Origin of the sequence: Mesorhizobium sanjuanii, from assembly GCF_002529485.1 — a bacterium.
Lineage (GTDB): Bacteria > Pseudomonadota > Alphaproteobacteria > Rhizobiales > Rhizobiaceae > Mesorhizobium > Mesorhizobium sanjuanii.
The window spans coordinates 1-17,057 of record NZ_NWQG01000246.1; the positions used below are offsets into that span (position 1 = coordinate 1).

The 17,057-nt window shown below is 64.5% G+C and carries 14 protein-coding genes; 5 read left to right on the forward strand and 9 right to left on the reverse strand.

The genetic code is table 11. The features are described 5' to 3' along the window. The first annotated feature begins 281 nt into the window (after positions 1-281). On the forward strand, positions 282-2,978 hold the full coding sequence (locus CN311_RS29040) for an ATP-dependent helicase (protein WP_097577051.1): 2,697 nt from the start codon (positions 282-284) through the stop codon (positions 2,976-2,978). A 294-nt stretch (positions 2,979-3,272) separates the two neighbouring features. Here CN311_RS29040 and CN311_RS29045 read toward each other — a convergent pair whose 3' ends face one another. From CN311_RS29045 to CN311_RS29065, 5 genes are all read right to left on the reverse strand, one after another. Continuing rightward, on the reverse strand, positions 3,273-4,322 hold the full coding sequence (locus CN311_RS29045) for an ABC transporter permease (RefSeq protein WP_097577052.1): 1,050 nt from the start codon (positions 4,320-4,322) through the stop codon (positions 3,273-3,275). Further along, a complete protein-coding gene (locus tag CN311_RS29050) occupies positions 4,319-5,116 on the reverse strand; it encodes an ATP-binding cassette domain-containing protein (RefSeq protein WP_097577053.1) in 798 nt (265 codons plus the stop codon). Before CN311_RS29050 ends, CN311_RS29045 begins: the two co-directional genes overlap by 4 nt. Before the next feature lie 82 nt (positions 5,117-5,198). Continuing rightward, positions 5,199-6,212, reverse strand: coding sequence for a substrate-binding domain-containing protein (locus tag CN311_RS29055; RefSeq protein ID WP_097577054.1), 1,014 nt, complete (start codon positions 6,210-6,212; stop codon positions 5,199-5,201). Between the two features lie 208 nt (positions 6,213-6,420). After that, entirely contained in the window at positions 6,421-7,329 is a 909-nt protein-coding gene (locus CN311_RS29060; protein WP_097577055.1) for a sugar phosphate isomerase/epimerase family protein, read from the reverse strand. Beyond that, complete coding sequence (locus CN311_RS29065) at positions 7,326-8,357, reverse strand: Gfo/Idh/MocA family protein (RefSeq protein WP_097577056.1); 1,032 nt, start codon at positions 8,355-8,357, stop codon at positions 7,326-7,328. Before CN311_RS29065 ends, CN311_RS29060 begins: the two co-directional genes overlap by 4 nt. Before the next feature lie 192 nt (positions 8,358-8,549). Between CN311_RS29065 and CN311_RS29070 the strand changes: the two genes are divergently transcribed. Then, positions 8,550-9,575 (forward strand): LacI family DNA-binding transcriptional regulator, encoded by a 1,026-nt coding sequence (locus CN311_RS29070; protein ID WP_097577057.1) that lies wholly within the window; start codon positions 8,550-8,552, stop codon positions 9,573-9,575. Between the two features lie 21 nt (positions 9,576-9,596). On the opposite strand, the gene CN311_RS29075 is transcribed toward CN311_RS29070, so the two are convergent. Together CN311_RS29075 and CN311_RS29080 are read right to left on the reverse strand one after the other, a co-directional pair. Continuing rightward, a complete protein-coding gene (locus tag CN311_RS29075; RefSeq protein ID WP_097577058.1) occupies positions 9,597-10,451 on the reverse strand; it encodes an ADYC domain-containing protein in 855 nt (284 codons plus the stop codon). Between the two features lie 140 nt (positions 10,452-10,591). Beyond that, positions 10,592-11,050, reverse strand: coding sequence for a hypothetical protein (locus tag CN311_RS29080; RefSeq protein ID WP_097577059.1), 459 nt, complete (start codon positions 11,048-11,050; stop codon positions 10,592-10,594). A 239-nt stretch (positions 11,051-11,289) separates the two neighbouring features. Here CN311_RS29080 and CN311_RS29085 point away from each other — a divergent pair, with 239 nt between their 5' ends. Next, positions 11,290-11,964 carry a cation diffusion facilitator family transporter gene (locus CN311_RS29085; RefSeq protein WP_097577060.1) on the forward strand — a complete coding sequence of 225 codons (675 nt, stop codon included), beginning with the start codon at positions 11,290-11,292 and terminating at the stop codon, positions 11,962-11,964. A gap of 87 nt (positions 11,965-12,051) precedes the next feature. On the opposite strand, the gene CN311_RS29090 is transcribed toward CN311_RS29085, so the two are convergent. Both CN311_RS29090 and CN311_RS29095 read right to left on the reverse strand, forming a co-directional pair. Continuing rightward, entirely contained in the window at positions 12,052-12,765 is a 714-nt protein-coding gene (locus CN311_RS29090) for a response regulator (protein ID WP_097577061.1), read from the reverse strand. After that, the gene (locus tag CN311_RS29095; protein WP_133117285.1) at positions 12,762-14,951 is read right to left on the reverse strand and encodes a hybrid sensor histidine kinase/response regulator; all 2,190 of its coding nucleotides are present in this window, start codon (positions 14,949-14,951) and stop codon (positions 12,762-12,764) included. The genes CN311_RS29090 and CN311_RS29095 overlap by 4 nt, the downstream gene beginning before the upstream one ends. A 322-nt stretch (positions 14,952-15,273) precedes the next feature. On the opposite strand from CN311_RS29095, the gene CN311_RS29100 reads away from it, so the two are divergent. Next, on the forward strand, positions 15,274-15,975 hold the full coding sequence (locus tag CN311_RS29100; protein ID WP_097577063.1) for a response regulator transcription factor: 702 nt from the start codon (positions 15,274-15,276) through the stop codon (positions 15,973-15,975). Between the two features lie 207 nt (positions 15,976-16,182). Next, a partial coding sequence (locus tag CN311_RS29105; RefSeq protein ID WP_208866599.1) for an esterase-like activity of phytase family protein occupies positions 16,183-17,057 on the forward strand: 875 nt, incomplete at its 3' end.

Genomic DNA, 17,057 nt, shown 5'->3' on the forward strand with positions numbered 1-17,057 from the left:
GTGGAGGGCGAACCCGGTCTCTATGTCTGCGGCCTGCATTTCCAGCACTCGACATCCTCCACGATGATCCATGGCGCCGCGCGCGATGCCGGCTATGTCGCGGACAAGATCGGCGAGCGCATGCGGGCAGCAGCCCGCTAACACTCGCAAGAGCGCTTTTGGCCGGATTGTCGGGCGCCGGGCGATAATATTCGCACGGCGATCGGCAATTCGGCTTCCAAACCGGAACAAAACGTAGACACTTCTGGCCTTTCGCCACCGAATCACTACATTCGGGGGCGATGTCCGGCTTTTCGGAAGACATGCCCTTTTTTGACGAACCGAATGCGCGGCCCGCGGCCCCGTCCGGCATCGCCGCGCGCGCCATGGCTGCCCGCAGCGGCCGCAACGATGCGCCAGACTATCTCAAGGGATTGAATCCCGAGCAGCGGCTAGCCGTCGAAACAACGGAAGGCCCGGTTCTGGTGCTGGCCGGCGCCGGCACCGGCAAGACGCGGGTGCTGACCACCCGCATCGCCCACATCCTCGCCACCGGCAAGGCTTTCCCCTCACAGATCCTTGCGGTGACCTTCACCAACAAGGCGGCGCGCGAGATGAAGCAGCGCATCGGCATCCTGATCGGCGAAGGCAATGTCGAGGGCATGCCGTGGCTCGGCACCTTCCACTCGATCGGCGTCAAGCTGTTACGCCGGCACGCCGAGCTGGCCGGGATCAAATCCGATTTCACCATTCTCGACACCGACGATGTCGTGCGCCTGATCAAGCAGCTGATCCAGGCCGAAGGGCTGGACGACAAGCGCTGGCCAGCCAAGCAGTTCGCGCAGATGATCGACGGCTGGAAGAACAAGGGGCTTGGCCCCGCGGATATCCCCGAGGGCGACGCCCGCTCCTTCGCCAACGGCAAGGGCCGCGAGCTCTACAAGGCCTATCAGGAACGGCTGCAGACGCTCAACGCCTGCGATTTCGGCGACCTATTGTGCCACCCGATCCGCATCTTCCGCGCCTATCCCGATGTGCTGAAGGAATACCACAAGCGCTTCAAATACATCCTCGTCGACGAGTACCAGGACACCAACACCGCGCAGTATATGTGGCTGCGGCTCTTGGCGCAGCGGCCGCAATCCTCCCCCCTTGAGGGGGAGGTGCCCGCGAAGCGGGCGGAGGGGGTCGCCGCAGAAGGCACCGCCCATTCATCAAGCACCAGAACGTCGAGCACTGCGGCTAGGACCCCACCTGACCGGGCTTCGCCCGGCCACCCTCCCCTCAAGGGGGAGGGAAACCCGCGCCCTTCCTCCACCGTTAATATCTGCTGCGTCGGCGACGACGACCAGTCGATCTATGGCTGGCGCGGCGCCGAGGTCGACAACATCCTGCGCTTCGACAAGGATTTTCCCGGCGCCACCATCATCAGGCTGGAGCGCAACTACCGCTCGACCGCGCACATCCTCGGCACGGCTTCCCATCTGATAGCCCACAATGAGGGCCGTTTCGGCAAGACGCTGTTCACCGAAAAAGTCGTCGAGGACGATGAGAAGGTGCATGTCCACGCCGCCTGGGACTCGGAGGAAGAGGCGCGCGCCGTCGGCGAGACCATCGAGGCCTATCAGCGGCAGAAGCACAATCTCAACGACATGGCCATTCTCGTGCGCGCGTCCTTCCAGATGCGCGAGTTCGAGGACCGTTTCGTCACGCTCGGCCTCAATTACCGCGTCATCGGCGGCCCGCGCTTCTACGAGCGCATGGAAATCCGTGACGCGCTGGCCTTCTTCCGCGTGGTTGCGCAGGGCGCCGACGACCTCGCCTTCGAGCGCATCGTCAACGTGCCGAAGCGCGGGCTTGGCGAGGCCACCATCCGCCAGATCCACGACACGGCGCGCGCGCTTCGCATCCCGATGCTGGAGGCCGCCGCCAAGCTCGCCGAAAGCGACGAGCTGAAGCCCAAGCCACGCGCCGCGCTGCGCGAGGTCGCAGCCAATTTCGAGCGCTGGCAGAAGGCGCTGGAAACCACGCCGCACACCGAGCTCGCCGAGACCATCCTCGAAGAGAGCGGCTACACCGACATGTGGAAGAACGACCGTTCGGTGGAAGCGCCCGGACGGCTGGAGAATTTGAAGGAGCTGATCCGCTCGATGGAGGAGTATGAATCGCTGCGCTCCTTCCTCGAACATGTCGCGCTGGTCATGGACGCCGAGCAGAACGAATCCCTCGACGCCGTCAACATCATGACGCTGCATTCGGCCAAGGGCCTCGAATTCGAGACTGTTTTTCTTCCCGGCTGGGAGGAAGGCCTGTTTCCGCATCAGCGGTCTCTGGATGAAGGCGGCCGCTCCGGGCTGGAGGAAGAGCGCCGCTTGGCCTATGTCGGCCTGACCCGCGCCAAGAAGAACCTGCATTTGTGGTTCGTCTCCAACCGCCGCATCCATGGTCTGTGGCAATCGACCATTCCCTCGCGCTTCCTCGACGAATTGCCGGAAGCCCATGTCGAGGTCGCCGAGAGCGGCAACTCCTATGGCGGTTACGGCAATTCCTATGGCGGCGGCTCGTTCGCCTCGGGCCGCGGTGGCCGCCAGAATCCTTACGGCGCCTCGCGTTTCGACAATGTCGGCGCGGAAAAGTCGGGAAGCTTCTCCAACACCTATGCGACACCGGGCTGGCAGCGCGCGCAAGCCAACCGCACCGAGGCGACCGATCGCAACTGGGGCTCGCGCTCCGGTCACCAGGTCGAGCGCATCGGCTATGGCGAGACCGATAGCGGCTACGGCGCCGGCCGCACCTCGGTCAAAGGCCGCACCATCGACGGCGAGCTGGTCGCCAAATCCGTCGCCGACACGCCGTCGGCCTTCAATGTCGGCGACCGCGTCTTCCACCAGAAATTCGGCAACGGCAACATTGCCGCCATCGAAGGCAACAAGCTGACCATCGACTTCGACAAGGCCGGCCAGAAACGCGTGCTGGATGGGTTTGTTACGGGGGTTTGAGCCGCCTACTTGCCCTGCTGTCCTAAAGCGACATTCTCTGGCGGAAGCCTCCCCATCTTCGTCATCCACGGGCGAAGCAGGAGCGAAGCTCCGTCGCGGAGACCCGAGGATCCATGCCGTGACCTTGGCCGTGGAACCCAGCGGAACAGAATTCTGCACCGTGGTGATGCGATTGGGCCGCGGCATGGATCCTCGGGTCTGCGCTGCGTCGCTGCGCTCCTTGCTCCGCCCGTGGATGACGAAGCGACGGGCGTCTCCCCCATCAAGGCATGCGGCCCGTCAACGAAACTGCCCTCACCGATACCGCGCCTGGTTCCATTTGTGCCCGAGCAGCGACAGGATGATGATCAGCCCGTTGAAGAACTGGACGTAGAAGCCGCTCAGGCCTGCCGCCACCACGCCGGTCTGGATGAACGCCACCGTGACCGCGCCGATCGCGCCGCCGATCACGGTGCCGATGCCGCCCCAGGTCGGCGTGCCGCCGACGAACACCGAGGCCAGCACCGGCAACAGATAGCCGTCGCCGGCCGTCGGCCACCAGGTGAAGTTGATCATCACCGAAAACGTGCCGGCGATCGCCGCACCGATGCCGACGAAGACGAACACTTTCACCCGCACCCGCTTGACGTCGATGCCCATCTGCTGGGCGCTATCGGGGTTGTCGCCGACCACCCTCACCTGCGCGCCGAAACGATGCCGGTTGTAGAGCAGCGCCGACAGCACGACGAAGGCGATGGCCCAGAATATCTGCACCGGGATGCCATATAGCTGGCTGGAGAATATCTTGTAGGCCCAGCTGTCGGCGAGACTGGTGAGCGCCGTCGACTTGCCCTCGTTGATGATCTGGATCAGCCCGCGCAGCAGGAAGTTCATGCCGAGCGTGGCGATCAGCGACGACAGCCCGCCATAGACGACCAGCGACCCGACGAGGAAACCGAGCAGCGTGCCCGTGGCTAGTGCCGCGGCGATGCCGAGGAACGGGTCGTAGCCGGCCTGCACGACCAGCGCGAACACCCAGGAGGCAAAGCCCATCGTCGCCGGAAACGACAGGTCGATCTCGCCACAGGTGACGACGAAGACCAGCGGCACCACCACGAACAGCGCCACCGGCAGCGTGGTCAGTACCGAGCTGTAGAGATACCAGGTGGTGAAGACGACCGGGTTGGCGATCATGAACACCGCCATCATGACGATGAACACGCCAAGCGTGCCGAGCGCGGCGCGGTTGTCGAGGATGAAGCCGCGCAGCCAATTGTCGGACGGGTGTCGCCATTCTTTCCCGGCCGCCTCATTTTGCGTGCCGCCAAGCGGGCTCTGCAGATCGGGTTCCATGATCTTGCTCATCGCGCTGCCCTCCCCGCGTCACCGGAATCGTGCAAGCCGGCCAATCCGCCGGGATGCGCCACGTCTTCCATGAAGTTGATCAGGTCCTCGGCCGACTTGACCTCGCTGCGGTCGGCGGTGAGCGCCACCTTGCCGCGATCGAGCACCACGAAGCGGTCGGCGATGTCGAAGACGTGGTGGATGTTGTGGCCGATGAACAGGATCGAACGACCGCTGGCCCGCACCTGGCGCACGAAGTGGAAGACCTTGGCGGTTTCGGTCAGCGACAGCGCCGTCGTCGGCTCGTCGAGGACGATCAGCTCCGCTTTCTTGTAGATGGCGCGCGCGATCGCCACGCCCTGGCGTTCGCCGCCCGAGAGCTGGCCGACGATCGAATGCGGCGTGAACACTTTCGAGGTGAAGCCGATCTCGCGCATCAGCCGGCTCGCCTCCTCGATCTCCTTGTTGACCTTCAGCCAGCCCATAAAGCCGGTGAGCTCACGGCCCATGAAGATGTTGCGCACGATGGTCTGCTGCACGGCCAGCGCGCGGTCCTGGAACACCGTCTCGATGCCGGCGTCGCGCGAGCGTGCGGGGCTCCATCCGGTCACCGGCTCGCCGCGCACCAGGATCTCGCCGCTGGTCGGCTGGACCACGCCGGACAGGATCTTGATCAGCGTCGACTTGCCGGCGCCATTGTCGCCGATCAGGCCGACCACCTCGCCGCGGTCGACGCTGAGATTGACCCCGCCCAGCGCATAGACCTGGCCGTAGGACTTCTTGATATCGCGCAGTTCGATGATGCGTTCGGCCATCGGATCCTCGCTTGAGTTCGTGCCGGCGTCTTCGCCAGCGGCCCCGCCGGCCGGGCCAGATCCCGGCCGGCGGCTTGGGAGGTCAGCGCAGCGCCTGCTTGGCCAGCTCGGCGACGATCTCATAATTCTGCGGCGTGACGAAGCCGGCACCGGTGTCGACATTCATCGGCGCCAGGCCCAGCACCACCTGCTGGCAGAGGCTGAGGATCGGCAGATAGCCCTGCAGGAACGGTTGCTGGTCGGCCGTCAGTTGCACCCAGCCGCCCTTGAAGCCCTCGACGATCTGCGGGCTTGTGTCGAAGCCGAAATTGAAGATGTCGCCGGGCTTGCGTCCCGCCGCCTGCATGTAGGTGGGGACGTTGCCGAGCATCTGTCCGCCGGGATAGCCGACCGCCTTGACATCCGGGTTGTTGAGCAGTGCCGCGGTGATCACCGGGATGGCCAGATTGGGGTCGGAAGCCCATTCGCCGCTCGGCGGCGAGGAAAGCTGGATGACCTCGACGCCCGCCTCCTTGAGCGCGGCGACGGTGCCGCGCTCGCGCGCGCCGCGGGCCTCGTTCTCGAACGGACCGATCATGATCGCCTTGTCGCCGGCCTTGAGCCCGGCCAGCTTGAACGCCTCGGCGCCGAGCGCGCGGCCCTGCTGTTCCTGCTGGGCACCGACATAGCCGCCGCCGAACGCCGCCACCACCTTCGGCACCGGCACGTTCTGGTACATCATCTTGATGCCGTCCTTGTGCGCCTGTTCGGCCAGCGGCATGATCGAAGCGTCGCCGGGATGACCCATCATGGCGATGCCGTTGGGCTTGACCGCGACCGCCTCGCGCAATTGCTGCACCATCTTCTCGACGTCCCACTGGGAAAAGATGTAGTCGACCTTGGGTCCGAGATCGGCCGCCGCCTGCTTGGCGCCATTGTAGACGATGGTGCCGAAGGCGTCGCCCTCGGCGCCGCCGACGAAGAAGCGGATATGGACGTCCTTGCACCATTGCGCGTCCAGCGCCTGCGCCGGCAAGGTGGAGATTGCGGCGGCGAGCGCCGTGGCGGCAGCCACGACGGCCGAGCGCAGAACTGTCGTTCTCATCGCGATGCTCATGCACTTATCCTCCCATTGTTCCCTCGCAAGCCGAGGGGTTTCGACGAATGCTTCGGCTTGTCGCCGCAATGCTTCGCTGGCCGGCTCCTCCCGCCGGCTTAAAGCGCGTCGCGTTTGAACGAACCCGTGCGACGCGCTTTAAGTTCTTGTTTTGAGGCATGTCGTTAGCGCAAAACCGCGGCGCACTTTTGCGCGACATGCATCGGCCTCAAGCCGGGTTCGGCAGATACGTCGCACCTCCCCGGCATTGCTTGAGATAGTCCAGCGCCCGAACCTGCCCGGTGATCTCGAGGTCGCCGCGGTAGACCGGGTCGTGCCAGCCCTCGATGTCGATGGCGCCTTTGTAGCCGGCCAGTCGCAATTCGCTGATCACTCGCGTCCAGTCGCTGTCGCCGAAGCCCGGCGTGCGCATCTGCACGAATGGCAGCCGGCCGAACACGCCATGCTCGCGGATCACGTCCCAGCGCACGGTCGCGTCCTTGCCATGGACATGGAAGATGCGCGGCGCCCATTTGCGGATCTGCGGCAGCGGATCGATGAGATAGACGAGCTGGTGGCAGGGCTCCCATTCCAGGCCGAGATTGTCGTCCGGCAATTCGTTGAACATCAGCTCCCAGGCGTCCGGATTGTGGGCGATGTTCCAGTCGCCGCTGGCCCAGTTGCCGTCCATCGCACAGTTCTCGAAGGCGATGCGCACGCCCTTGTCGGCGGCGCGTTTGGCCAGAGGGCCCCAGACTTCGCGAAAGCGCGGCAGACTGTCGGTCAGCTTCTTGCCGCGCAGGCGCCCGGTAAAGCCTGTGACCATGGACGCTCCGAACAGATGCGCGTTGTCGATCACGGTTTCCCAGGCCTTGACCACGCCCTGATCGACATCGCCTCTCTCCAGCGGATTGCCGAACACGCCGAGCGAGGAGACGACGACGTCGGCATCGCCGATCGCCTCGCGGATCTGGCCGGCGAGCCTTGGCAGATCCTTTCCGCCCAGCGTCTGCCAGAAGAAAGGCTGGATGCTCTCGAAACCCAACGGCAGGATCTGTTTGACGTAACCCGCCGGCTCGTCGAGATTGGCCCGCACCATGGTGCCGATCCTGATATCGAGAAGCGGGTTTGGCATCATTGTGCATCCTGTGCGATGGCAACGCGGCGTCCGGTCTCGGCGCTCTCGATGGCGCCAAAGACCATGGCCAAGCTCTTGATATTGTCGGTACCGCGCGTTTCCGGCTCGATCCCGGTTTCGACGGCGTGCATGAAATCCCTGATGATGCCGAGATGGCCGTCGACGCGATCCGCCGGATCGAGCGGCGGCACGTCCACCGGCTCGGTTTTATCGAAAAGCTCGTCCCGGACGGACAGCGCGAGCTCGGCCTTCAGATCGTCATGGCCGTCCCAGAGCAGGCTGCCGCGCTCGGCGACGATGCGCCATGCGCTTTCCCAGCTGGTGCGGAAGCCATTTGCGCACCAGGAGCCGGCATAGGTGAAGACCTTCCCGCCGCCGAGATCGAAGGCAGCACTGGCCGACGACCCCTGCCGGTACCAGGAATTCGTCGGTTCCCATTCCTGGCAATAGACGCTCACCGGCTCGCCGCCGACCATGTAGCGGGCGGCATCGAACGTATGGATCGCCATGTCGAGCAGCAGGACATGGGCCATTTCCTCGCGAAAGCCACCGAAATGCGGGGCGATGAAGAAGTCGGCATGAATGCTGGTCGGCTTCCCGATGGCTCCCGAGTCGAGAAAGCGCCTGATGCGCCTGACATTGGCGACATAGCGGCGGTTCTGGACGACGGCGTGGACGCGACCCGCCTGGCGCGCCGCCTCGACGATGGCGCGCGCATTTTCCGGACTGTCGGCCAGCGGCTTCTCGGTCAGCAGATGACAGTGATGCGCAAAGGCGGAAAGCGCGACATCGCGCCGGGCGGCGGGGACCACGACATCGAACACGGCCTGGGGTTTGGTCTGGTCGAGCACCGCGTCGAGGCTGGTTCCGATGACGGCGCCGGAGAGTTCGTATTCGCGCGCCCTCGCCTTCGCCCTTTCCGCGTCGAGATCGACAAGGCCGGCAATCCTGAGCCCGTCGATCTGCCTCGCGGCATCGAGCCAGCGCTTGCTCATGGCGCCGCAGCCGACCAGGACGACATCCATCATCCAACTCCTCCCGTTCGGCCCCTCCAGACCGAAGTCACGGCATTTCCGGCATCGCCGTAAACGTTTTTCCGTAAACGTTTACGACAACACACCCGATGAGATAGAATGTCAATTGGCCGCTCGCGAAAAATCGTCTTTATCCTTGGCCTGCGCGGCTGCCGGTGCTAGCCAAGCAAGGGGGAGAACCGTCCTTTGGCGTCCAGCATTCACGACCTCGCGCGTCACCTGAACATTTCGATCGGCACCGTGTCGCGCGCGCTCAACGGCCGCGCCGATGTCAATGCGGAGACGCGCCAGCGCGTGCTGGAAGCCGCTAGGGAGCTCAACTATTCGCCCAACCAGTCGGGCCGCAGCCTGCGCCAGGGCGCCACCCGCTCAATCGCCTTCATGCTGCAACCGCATCCCGGCGACCAGCAATATGGCGAGCCGTTCTTCATCCCGTTCCTGACCGGTCTGCAGGCGCGGCTCGCCGAGTATGACCTAGATCTGATGGTCGTCATGGGTGAGCCCGGCCAATATCAGCAGGAGAGGCTTCGCCGCGTGGTTGAGACGCGCCGGGCCGACGCGGTCGTGTTGGCCAATACACGGCGGGAAGATGATCGGATCGACTATCTCAGCAAGGCCGGCTTTCCTTTCGCCACGCTTGGCCGAAGTCTATCCGGCGGCGACACCTATCCTTCGCTCGATATCGATTTCGAGAGGGCGGGTGATGAAGCTGTCGACCGGCTGGTCGCGCGCGGCCACCGCCGCATTGCCGCCATCCGCCCTTCGCTTGATCTCAACTTCGGCTACCTGTTCCTCGACGGCTATCGCAAGGCGCTGAAGAGGCACGGCATCAAAGTCGACCCCGGCTTGATCGCCGACGGCTTCATCAACGAGGCTGGCGGCTACCAGGTAACGCCGCGCGTGATAATCTCCAAGGACCGGCCGACAGCCATCATCTTCAACAATGACGCGATGGCGCTCGGCGGCTGCAAGGCGCTGGCCGAGATGGGCATCAGGCCCGGCCACGACATCGCGGTGATCGTCATCGTCGACACGCCGCTCTGCCGCTACTTCTCGCCGGCGCTGACCGCCTTCCGTCCGTCGCTGGAGCCCATGGGCCGGCGGCTGGCGGAGATGCTGCTCGCATCCCTTCCCGCCTTCGCCGGTCCGGAGGGCGTGCGGATAATGCGCGAGGTCTGGCCGCTGGAGCTGATCGCGCGCGACAGTGATTGATCACGGTCGGTTGACGGCCTGCTACGGCGTATGCCGTCCGCTCTGGTCGATTGAACGGTTGAGGATCAGCGCCCCCGCCTGGCTTTCGCAGGCCGGTGTCTGAGGCAGTTGCCGCACATCAGGGCAGATCCGAGCCAGCCCCTCCATTGTCAGCACATCTCGTATTCTCGTGTGGCTGACGCAAAGCGCGCCGCCCACACCCCACGCCGCCTCGAACGACATATCCGGCGCGGTCTCGTCTTGCTGAATACCCTTGCGATCGTAGACGACGATCGGCGTCCCGTTGCGGGTGTGGCCGACGCCGTCGCCGCAATAGTCGGCGCGGATCATGCGGGTGCACGCCTGATGATGATCCCACAGCGACGTGCCGTCCGCCGATCTTTCCCAGGGCTGATAGCCGAAGCGCACGCATTTCGCCTGGGCGCCGCCGGTGCAGGTGATGCTGAATGCCGTACCGGACGGCAGATGGCGCCCGTCCTGCGTCCAGGTCCCGGCGAGCGGAAAGCCCATGCGCCGGCCTTCAATGTCGGCTTCGCAGATGTTGTGCCATTCGCCGGTCGCCGCGTCGCGGCTCGACATGGAGTAGAGCATGATCGCGCCATCCGGATTGCGGGAATCGGTCTCGACCGCATCGATGCGTAGCGGCACCTGGTCTTGTCCGTCGCCAAGCGTCAGAACGGCGCCGACGAGATCGTTCTGAGAGACAATGCGACCGTCTTCGGTCGTCACCTCAAACCGTGTGCCGACAACGGAAATCGAGCTGATTTCTTGTCCGGTCCCGGCCTCGGCGGAGGGCATGACAGCCATGCTGGAAACGGCTGCGACGACGGCGACCAATGCGCGGCGGCCAATAGTGGCGAAGCTGTGGTGTGACATTGTTGGCTCCTGACGGCACGTCTTGCGAATGGTTGATGAAGCACGGCCAAGGGCCGACGCCTCCGGCGCTAATTGTTTGACAGAGAACGGAGGGCGCGAAGCCATCCGTTCCATTGTCAGCGAACGACCAGGGCCGGACCCTAGCGCCTCGGCGAGCGGGTCGGCCGGTCATGGTTGGTCCCATCGCCGCCGCCAACGCTGTGACCGGACGGAAGCCCGTTGCTTTTCTTGCCGGCGGTCGAGGATTGAAAATTGCCCTTCTGGACAGCCGGCAAATTGCCGAAGTTCGGGTCGATGACGGAGCCCGTACCATGTTGAACAGCCGGCAAGTTGCGCACGTTCGGGTCGATGATGGACTTGCCAGCCGGAGTGAGACTCTTCGCCAGAACGATACCCTCGGCATGCACGCCGTTTAGTGCATAGACGCCGAGGCCGTTGTGGGTCAGCGAGTTGCTGGTGAGCGAATTGCTAGTCAGCGAATTCTGCTCCAGGCCGTTCAACGATTTGCCGTTTATCCCCTCCGGGCCACCGGCGCTGGCCGGAGCCACGAGGCAGGCCATCGCCACGCTAGCAGCCATGTAAGTCTTGAAGCGATACATTTGATTTCCTTTTCGTTTTCAGCGGAGCCGTCCCGTCGGGTTCGCTCCGTGGCGCGGCTTGTCGCTCCCGGCTGTTTCGGACGAATGCCGAATTCGACCGAATTGTTTCAGTTGTGGCGATCCGCCCACGCGTCGCGCATGCAGCGCGGCGACACAAAGGAAACCTTCGAGCAGCAAGTCGGCAAATCCACGCAACATCCCCGCCGCATCGATGACGCCAGAACGAGGAGTTTCTGGCGATGCAAGCTTTGCAAAAAACCAATGACGGCGCGGCTGCCCGGACTGCCCGTCTGGCGGTGCTGGCGGGCACACCGGGCCTGCTGCTGATCGCCTACGCGGCGGCGACGTCCACCTCGCTGACCATCCGCGCCGATCTCGCGCTGACGCTGATGGACATGCTGGTGCTGGTCTCCGTCCTGTTTGTGGCTGGCGGCAGCAAGAAACTGGGCAAGCGGCGGGCAGCCATGGCCGAGACGCTCGTCAACGCGCTCGCCGCCTTCGGCATGTGCCTGTCGATGGCTGTCGTCGCCAGCGTCGCTATCCAGCGCATCGCAGCCGGCGGTGTCGAACCGCATGGCTCCGGCGTGGTTCTCGCCATGGGCCTGAACGGGGCCTACGCGGTGGTCAACTTCTGGATCCTGCGCCGGTGGAAGGCCCGTAACGTGGCTGCAGCCTCGGCGTTGGCCCGCGCGCAAATCTGCCTGTTCTCGGACAAGCTGTCGTCGAACCTGCTCATCGCCGCGTCGCTCGCAACCGCCATGATCTGGCATGGCACGATCATTGCCCGCTTCACCGATCCGGTCGCCGGGCTGCTGATCGCGACGATGACCGCGCGCTGGACCATTCCCGTGGTGCGCGATGCCGTTCGAAGCCTGCGGCGGCAGTTCCGCAGGGCGCGCAAACCGGTTGTGTGAAAACAAGGGACCGCCTTGATCCTCCCGGCCGTAGGCCAGTCGTCAAGCCGCTTCTTCCGGTGACTTCTTCTTCCGGCAGCCCCGTTTCTAGCGATGCCCGGCGGCGTCGTGAGCCGGCTCGTAAAAATAACCTTCGCCGCGCACCGTCACCAGCACCGCCGGAGCATCGGGTTCGGTTTCGAACTTCTTGCGCAGCCGCGTGATGCGGATATCGATGCTTCGGTCGCCCGGCTCGAGATCCCTGTTGTGCGCGAGTCTGCAAAGCTGGTCGCGCGACAATATCTGCCGGGGATGGCGCGCGAACACGCATAACAGGTCGAATTCCATGGACGTCAACTGCACATCGGCGCCATTCGGATCGACCATCGTGCGGCCGGCCATGTCGAGCACGCAGCGGCCGAAACGAACACGGCTTGCTGGCATTCGTTCTTCCTCGCCCAGGCGCCGGATGACGCTCCTGACCCGCGCCAGCAATTCGCGCGGCTCGAACGGTTTTGCCATATAGTCGTCCGCCCCGGCGGCGAGACCTTCGAGGCGATGCGGCAGGTCGCCGACGGCGGTCAGCATCAGGATGCCGGCGCGGCTCCGCCTGGCGATTTCGCGCGCGAGATCGTAGCCGCTTTCACCGATGAGATTGACGTCAAGAATGACGAGGTCGGGGCCAAAGCGGTCAAGCTCGATGCTCATGCCCGCGCCATCCGCAACGGCCCGAACGTCGAAGCCATGCATCGGCAGGTAGTCGCACAGCATCTCGCGCAAGGGCGCTTCGTCGTCGACGATGAGCAATTTCTGTCTTGTCACGCTTCGGCCCCTTCCATTGCGCTGGTCTCCATGGCCCTCAGCCGCTCCATCACCAGCCTGCGAAAGGTCTGCGGATCGAGCGGCTTTTCGATCACTGGCGCCCCCGTCTCGCCGATGAAGCGGTCGATCTCGGGCGCCAGCGTGTCGCCGGTCACGAACAGCAATCGTCGGGTGAGCCCGGGACGCAATTCTTCCAGCGCGCGATAGAGCCCGGGGCCGTCGAGGCCCGGCATGCGTATGTCACTGATCAAGAGATCGATTCCATCCTCGCGCACCGCCTTGAGCGCGGCATTCGCATCGTCGGCGATGGTGACGTCGTGGCCATCGCGGCGCAGCATCTCGGCGATCATCGAGGCAATGTCGGCATCGTCGTCGACCACCAGGATGCGCGCAGCCGCCGGCGCCGGCGGCATCCTTCCGGCGGTCTCGGGCGCAGGAACCGTCTCGGTTCTGCCGCTCGGAAGCCGGACCGTGAACCGGGCGCCGCCGCCCTCCGCCGTATCCAGTTCAATGCTGCCGTCATGGGCGCTCACGATGCCCTGACAGACGGACAATCCGACCCCGGTGCCTTCGCCGGCCAGTTTGGTCGTGTAGAACGGCTCGAAAGCACGCGTGCGGACGGCTTGCGACATGCCTGGGCCATTGTCGGCGACAAGCACCTCGACGACGTCGCCTTCGCCGGTGGTGACGATGGTCAGCCGCCGCGGGTGCGGAACCTGCAGCAAGGCCTGCTGCGCATTCACCACCAGATTGGTGAGCACCTGATGCAGTTGGTCCCTGTCACCCCAGACGTTGGCAAGCGATTCCTCCAGTTCGGTGCGGATTTCGACCCCTGCCGAACGCAAGCCGTAGGCGGCAAGCTCCAACGAAGCGGCGACGACTTCATTGATGTCGACGGCGCCTCTTGTCGGCGGCCTTTTCCGGGCCATAGCCAGAAACGTCCGCACGATCCGCGAGCATCGCTCGGCCGCCGCGTGGATCTTATCCGCCCGCCCCACGGTCGTGCTGTCCGTCGAGAATTCCTTCAGCATCGAACTGTAACCGATGACGACGGAAAGCGGATTGTTGAGTTCATGCGCCACACCGGCCAGCAGCGAGCCGAGCGCGGAGAGCTTTTCCGACTGGTACAGCGTCTCGCGCTGGCGCGCGATCTCGGCCTCGGCTTCCCGCTGGCGGGTGATGTCGGTGACGGCCGCAAGCATGGCTGAACGGCCGCCACGCGTGATCAGGCGCGCCGAAACCAGCGTATCAATTCTCGACCCTTGCACCGTGGTCATTCCGGCCTCGAAGGCGTCGACGATGCCATCTTTCAACAAAAGCCGCAGGAGGTCGTCTCGCGTTGCACGATCCTGCCAGGTCGATATTGCTTCCGCTCCGATCTGGCCGACCTCGACGCCCAGCGTCTTGCGCGCCGGTTCGTTGACGAACAGGATTTCCGGTCCCTCGATTGCCGAGATGATGATTGGCAGCGGCACGCCTTCGGCGATGGCGCGGAATTGCGCCTCCCTTTCTCCCGAAAGCTTCTCGGCTTCAAACCGCGCCTGTTCGGCCAGGACGCGGTCGGAGATATCGCGGCCGACCGACTGCACTTCGACAAGGCGCCCGGCGCTGTCGAAAATGCCATGATCGTTCCAGGCCAGCCATCGGCGCGTGCCGTCGGGCATCGCATTGAGGAGTTCCATGCCGGCATCCGGCGCCTCGGGGGTCAGACGGGCAAGGTGCTCGACAAACCGGCGCCGTTCTTCGGGCGGCAGGACGTCGAGTTCGCACCAGGATGGATCGAGAAGCTGTTCGCGGGTCATTTTGCATGCCCGGCAATAGGCGTCGTTGACGAAGCTCAAATAGCCGTCCGGCGACATTCGCACGACGAACTCCGTCTGCAGTTCGACCACGCTGCGGTAGCGCTGCTCGCTTTCCTCCAGTGCCTGCCGCGCACGGCCTTGCTCGGCGGCATCGCCTTCAAACGCCTGGAGGATCGCGGGACGCCCCAGTTCGGGCGGAAATATCCTGTGCACGGCGAAAAGGAAGACCAGCAGGCCGGCCAGGATGATCGCGTAGGGAAGAGGTGAAGCTTGCCCACTATGGAACTGATGCAGGCCAAGGCCGGCGACAAGCAATATGAGAGGCAGGGCGGCCATCGCCAGCGCGTAACGCCGGGACAAGGACTGGTTCCAGGAGGTCGGCAAGGCGAGATCTCCACAGACGGATGCGCCGTCGCGACGGTTCTGTTCCCGTGTGGGCCAGTGGACTGATCGGCCCTCGGCCTGTCAAGTCGGCCATTGCCCGGCGGTGTCGGCAACGCGTCGTCATTGGCAATGTCGCTGGATAGACAACGGCACGGACGTTTCACAACGATGTCGCGAGGATGCCCCGGGGGTGGTCTTCTCGACTTCCATTGTTTCAATTGTGTCGAACCGACCCGAAATCGCCGGCGGGCGTGCCATCCCTGCGGTTGACCCGGGGCAAATGCCCTGTACTTTGGCGCCGTCGCTCGCCGCGGGGGAACGCATGGCCGACATCATTGTCGTGGACGACGAGACCGACGTGGCGTTCATGATCGCCGACTATCTGCAGGCGAAAGGCTATCAGATACGCACGGCATCCGGCGGCGCCGAATTGCGCGAAGCCATCGCGGTGGCGAAAGCCGATCTTGTCGTTCTCGATCTCAACATGCCGGGCGAGAACGGCTTCAGTCTGGCTCGCTGGCTGCGCGAGCATCACGACACCGGCATTCTGATGCTGACGGGTGCCGATTCGGTCTTCGATAAGGTGGCGGGCCTCGAAGTCGGCGCCGACGACTATCTCGCAAAACCCTTTGCTCCGGTCGAGTTGGAAGCGCGGATCGCCGCGGTGCTGCGCAGACGCAGGCCAAGGCGGGCGACCAATGGCGACGTTCTGCCCGCCGGGCATTTCGCCTTCGGGACTTATGTGTTCGACGCAAATGCGCGAGACCTAAGCGATGCCGATGGGGTAACAATGTCGCTTACACCGATGGAGCTTGATCTGGTGGCGGCTTTCGCCACCCGACCCGGTCAGGTCATCGGTCGCGACGAACTGCTCGACCTTGCGCCGCCAAGGGGCGACGAACCGTTTGACCGCAGCATCGACAGCCGCATCACCCGGCTGCGCCGCCGGCTCGAGAAGGATCCGGCCAAGCCGGAACTGATCAAGACGATCCGCGGCGCGGGATATCTGCACCCGCGAGGGTGACGGCATCCGCCGGCAATCGCCAGAAAAATGCGGAAGGACGCCAAGGCCCTCGTTCCCATCAACCGCATAGAAACAAGCGCCTCCTGTCACGCAAGTATCATGTTTGCGTCCTAGACCGCTCCATGGAAAGGCGCGGGCGGCATCATCGATGCGACGCCCTCCAGGGTTGCGCCCGCTCCGGCACGCGTCGTCACAAAAGGGATATCCATGAAAAATCTGTACCGAACCGCTTCGCTCGGCGTCGCGCTGGCTTTGTTCAGCGCCCTCGCCCCAGCGCTCTTGACGCCGGCGCTCGCTGACGTCGCGTATGTCAACAAGGGACTGGTCGGCGTCGGCCGCATTCCGGCCAGCCAGAAGGACAAGCTCGGCGAGACCTTCGGCTCCGGTTCCGGCATGTCGATCGACGCCAAGGGCTGGACGCATGACGCGACCGGCTACAAGGGTTCGCTCTGGCTGCTGCCGGATCGCGGCTATAACGTCGTCGGCACCACCGACTATCGGCCGCGCCTCAACACCATCACCATCGAGCTTGCGCCGGTAGCACCGGGCGCAGCACCCGCCGCCGGACAGGAACAGTCGGGCCTCAAGGCGACGCTCGCCGACACCATTCTGCTCACCGACGACAAGGGCACCGACACGACCGGCCTTGACCCGCTCAAGGGTGTGCGCACAGCAAGCGGCGACATGCCGATGCTGCCGCAGGCCGAGAATGGCAAGCTGGCGCTCGACAACGAAGCGATCGCGCGGCTGCCCGACGGCACCATGTTCATCTCCGACGAATACGGCCCGAACATCTACCGCTTCTCGGCTGACGGCCATCTGATGTCGGCCACGCAGCCGCCGGCGGCGCTGGTGCCGATGCGCCATGGCAAGCCGAACTTCGCCTCGGACAATCCGGGCCCCGGAGCCGCCGAACCCGATCCGAAGAATCCCGAGACCGGCCGCCAGAACAACCAGGGCCTCGAAGGCATGGCGCTGACGCCGGACGGCAAGTTCCTGATCGCGGTGCTGCAATCGGCGGCGAGGCAGGATGGTGGCGATTCGCCGGCGACGCGCCAGGATACGCGCGCTCTGGTCTACGA

Excerpts from the sequence above, each read along its gene's own strand:
- CN311_RS29040 (WP_097577051.1), top strand. The coding sequence starts at position 282 with ATGTCCGGCTTTTCGGAAGACATGCCCTTTTTTGACGAACCGAATGCG.
- CN311_RS29045 (WP_097577052.1), bottom strand. The coding sequence starts at position 4,322 with ATGAGCAAGATCATGGAACCCGATCTGCAGAGCCCGCTTGGCGGCACG.
- CN311_RS29050 (WP_097577053.1), bottom strand. The coding sequence starts at position 5,116 with ATGGCCGAACGCATCATCGAACTGCGCGATATCAAGAAGTCCTACGGC.
- CN311_RS29055 (WP_097577054.1), bottom strand. The coding sequence starts at position 6,212 with ATGAGCATCGCGATGAGAACGACAGTTCTGCGCTCGGCCGTCGTGGCT.
- CN311_RS29060 (WP_097577055.1), bottom strand. The coding sequence starts at position 7,329 with ATGATGCCAAACCCGCTTCTCGATATCAGGATCGGCACCATGGTGCGG.
- CN311_RS29065 (WP_097577056.1), bottom strand. The coding sequence starts at position 8,357 with ATGATGGATGTCGTCCTGGTCGGCTGCGGCGCCATGAGCAAGCGCTGG.
- CN311_RS29075 (WP_097577058.1), bottom strand. The coding sequence starts at position 10,451 with ATGTCACACCACAGCTTCGCCACTATTGGCCGCCGCGCATTGGTCGCC.
- CN311_RS29080 (WP_097577059.1), bottom strand. The coding sequence starts at position 11,050 with ATGTATCGCTTCAAGACTTACATGGCTGCTAGCGTGGCGATGGCCTGC.
- CN311_RS29085 (WP_097577060.1), top strand. The coding sequence starts at position 11,290 with ATGCAAGCTTTGCAAAAAACCAATGACGGCGCGGCTGCCCGGACTGCC.
- CN311_RS29100 (WP_097577063.1), top strand. The coding sequence starts at position 15,274 with ATGGCCGACATCATTGTCGTGGACGACGAGACCGACGTGGCGTTCATG.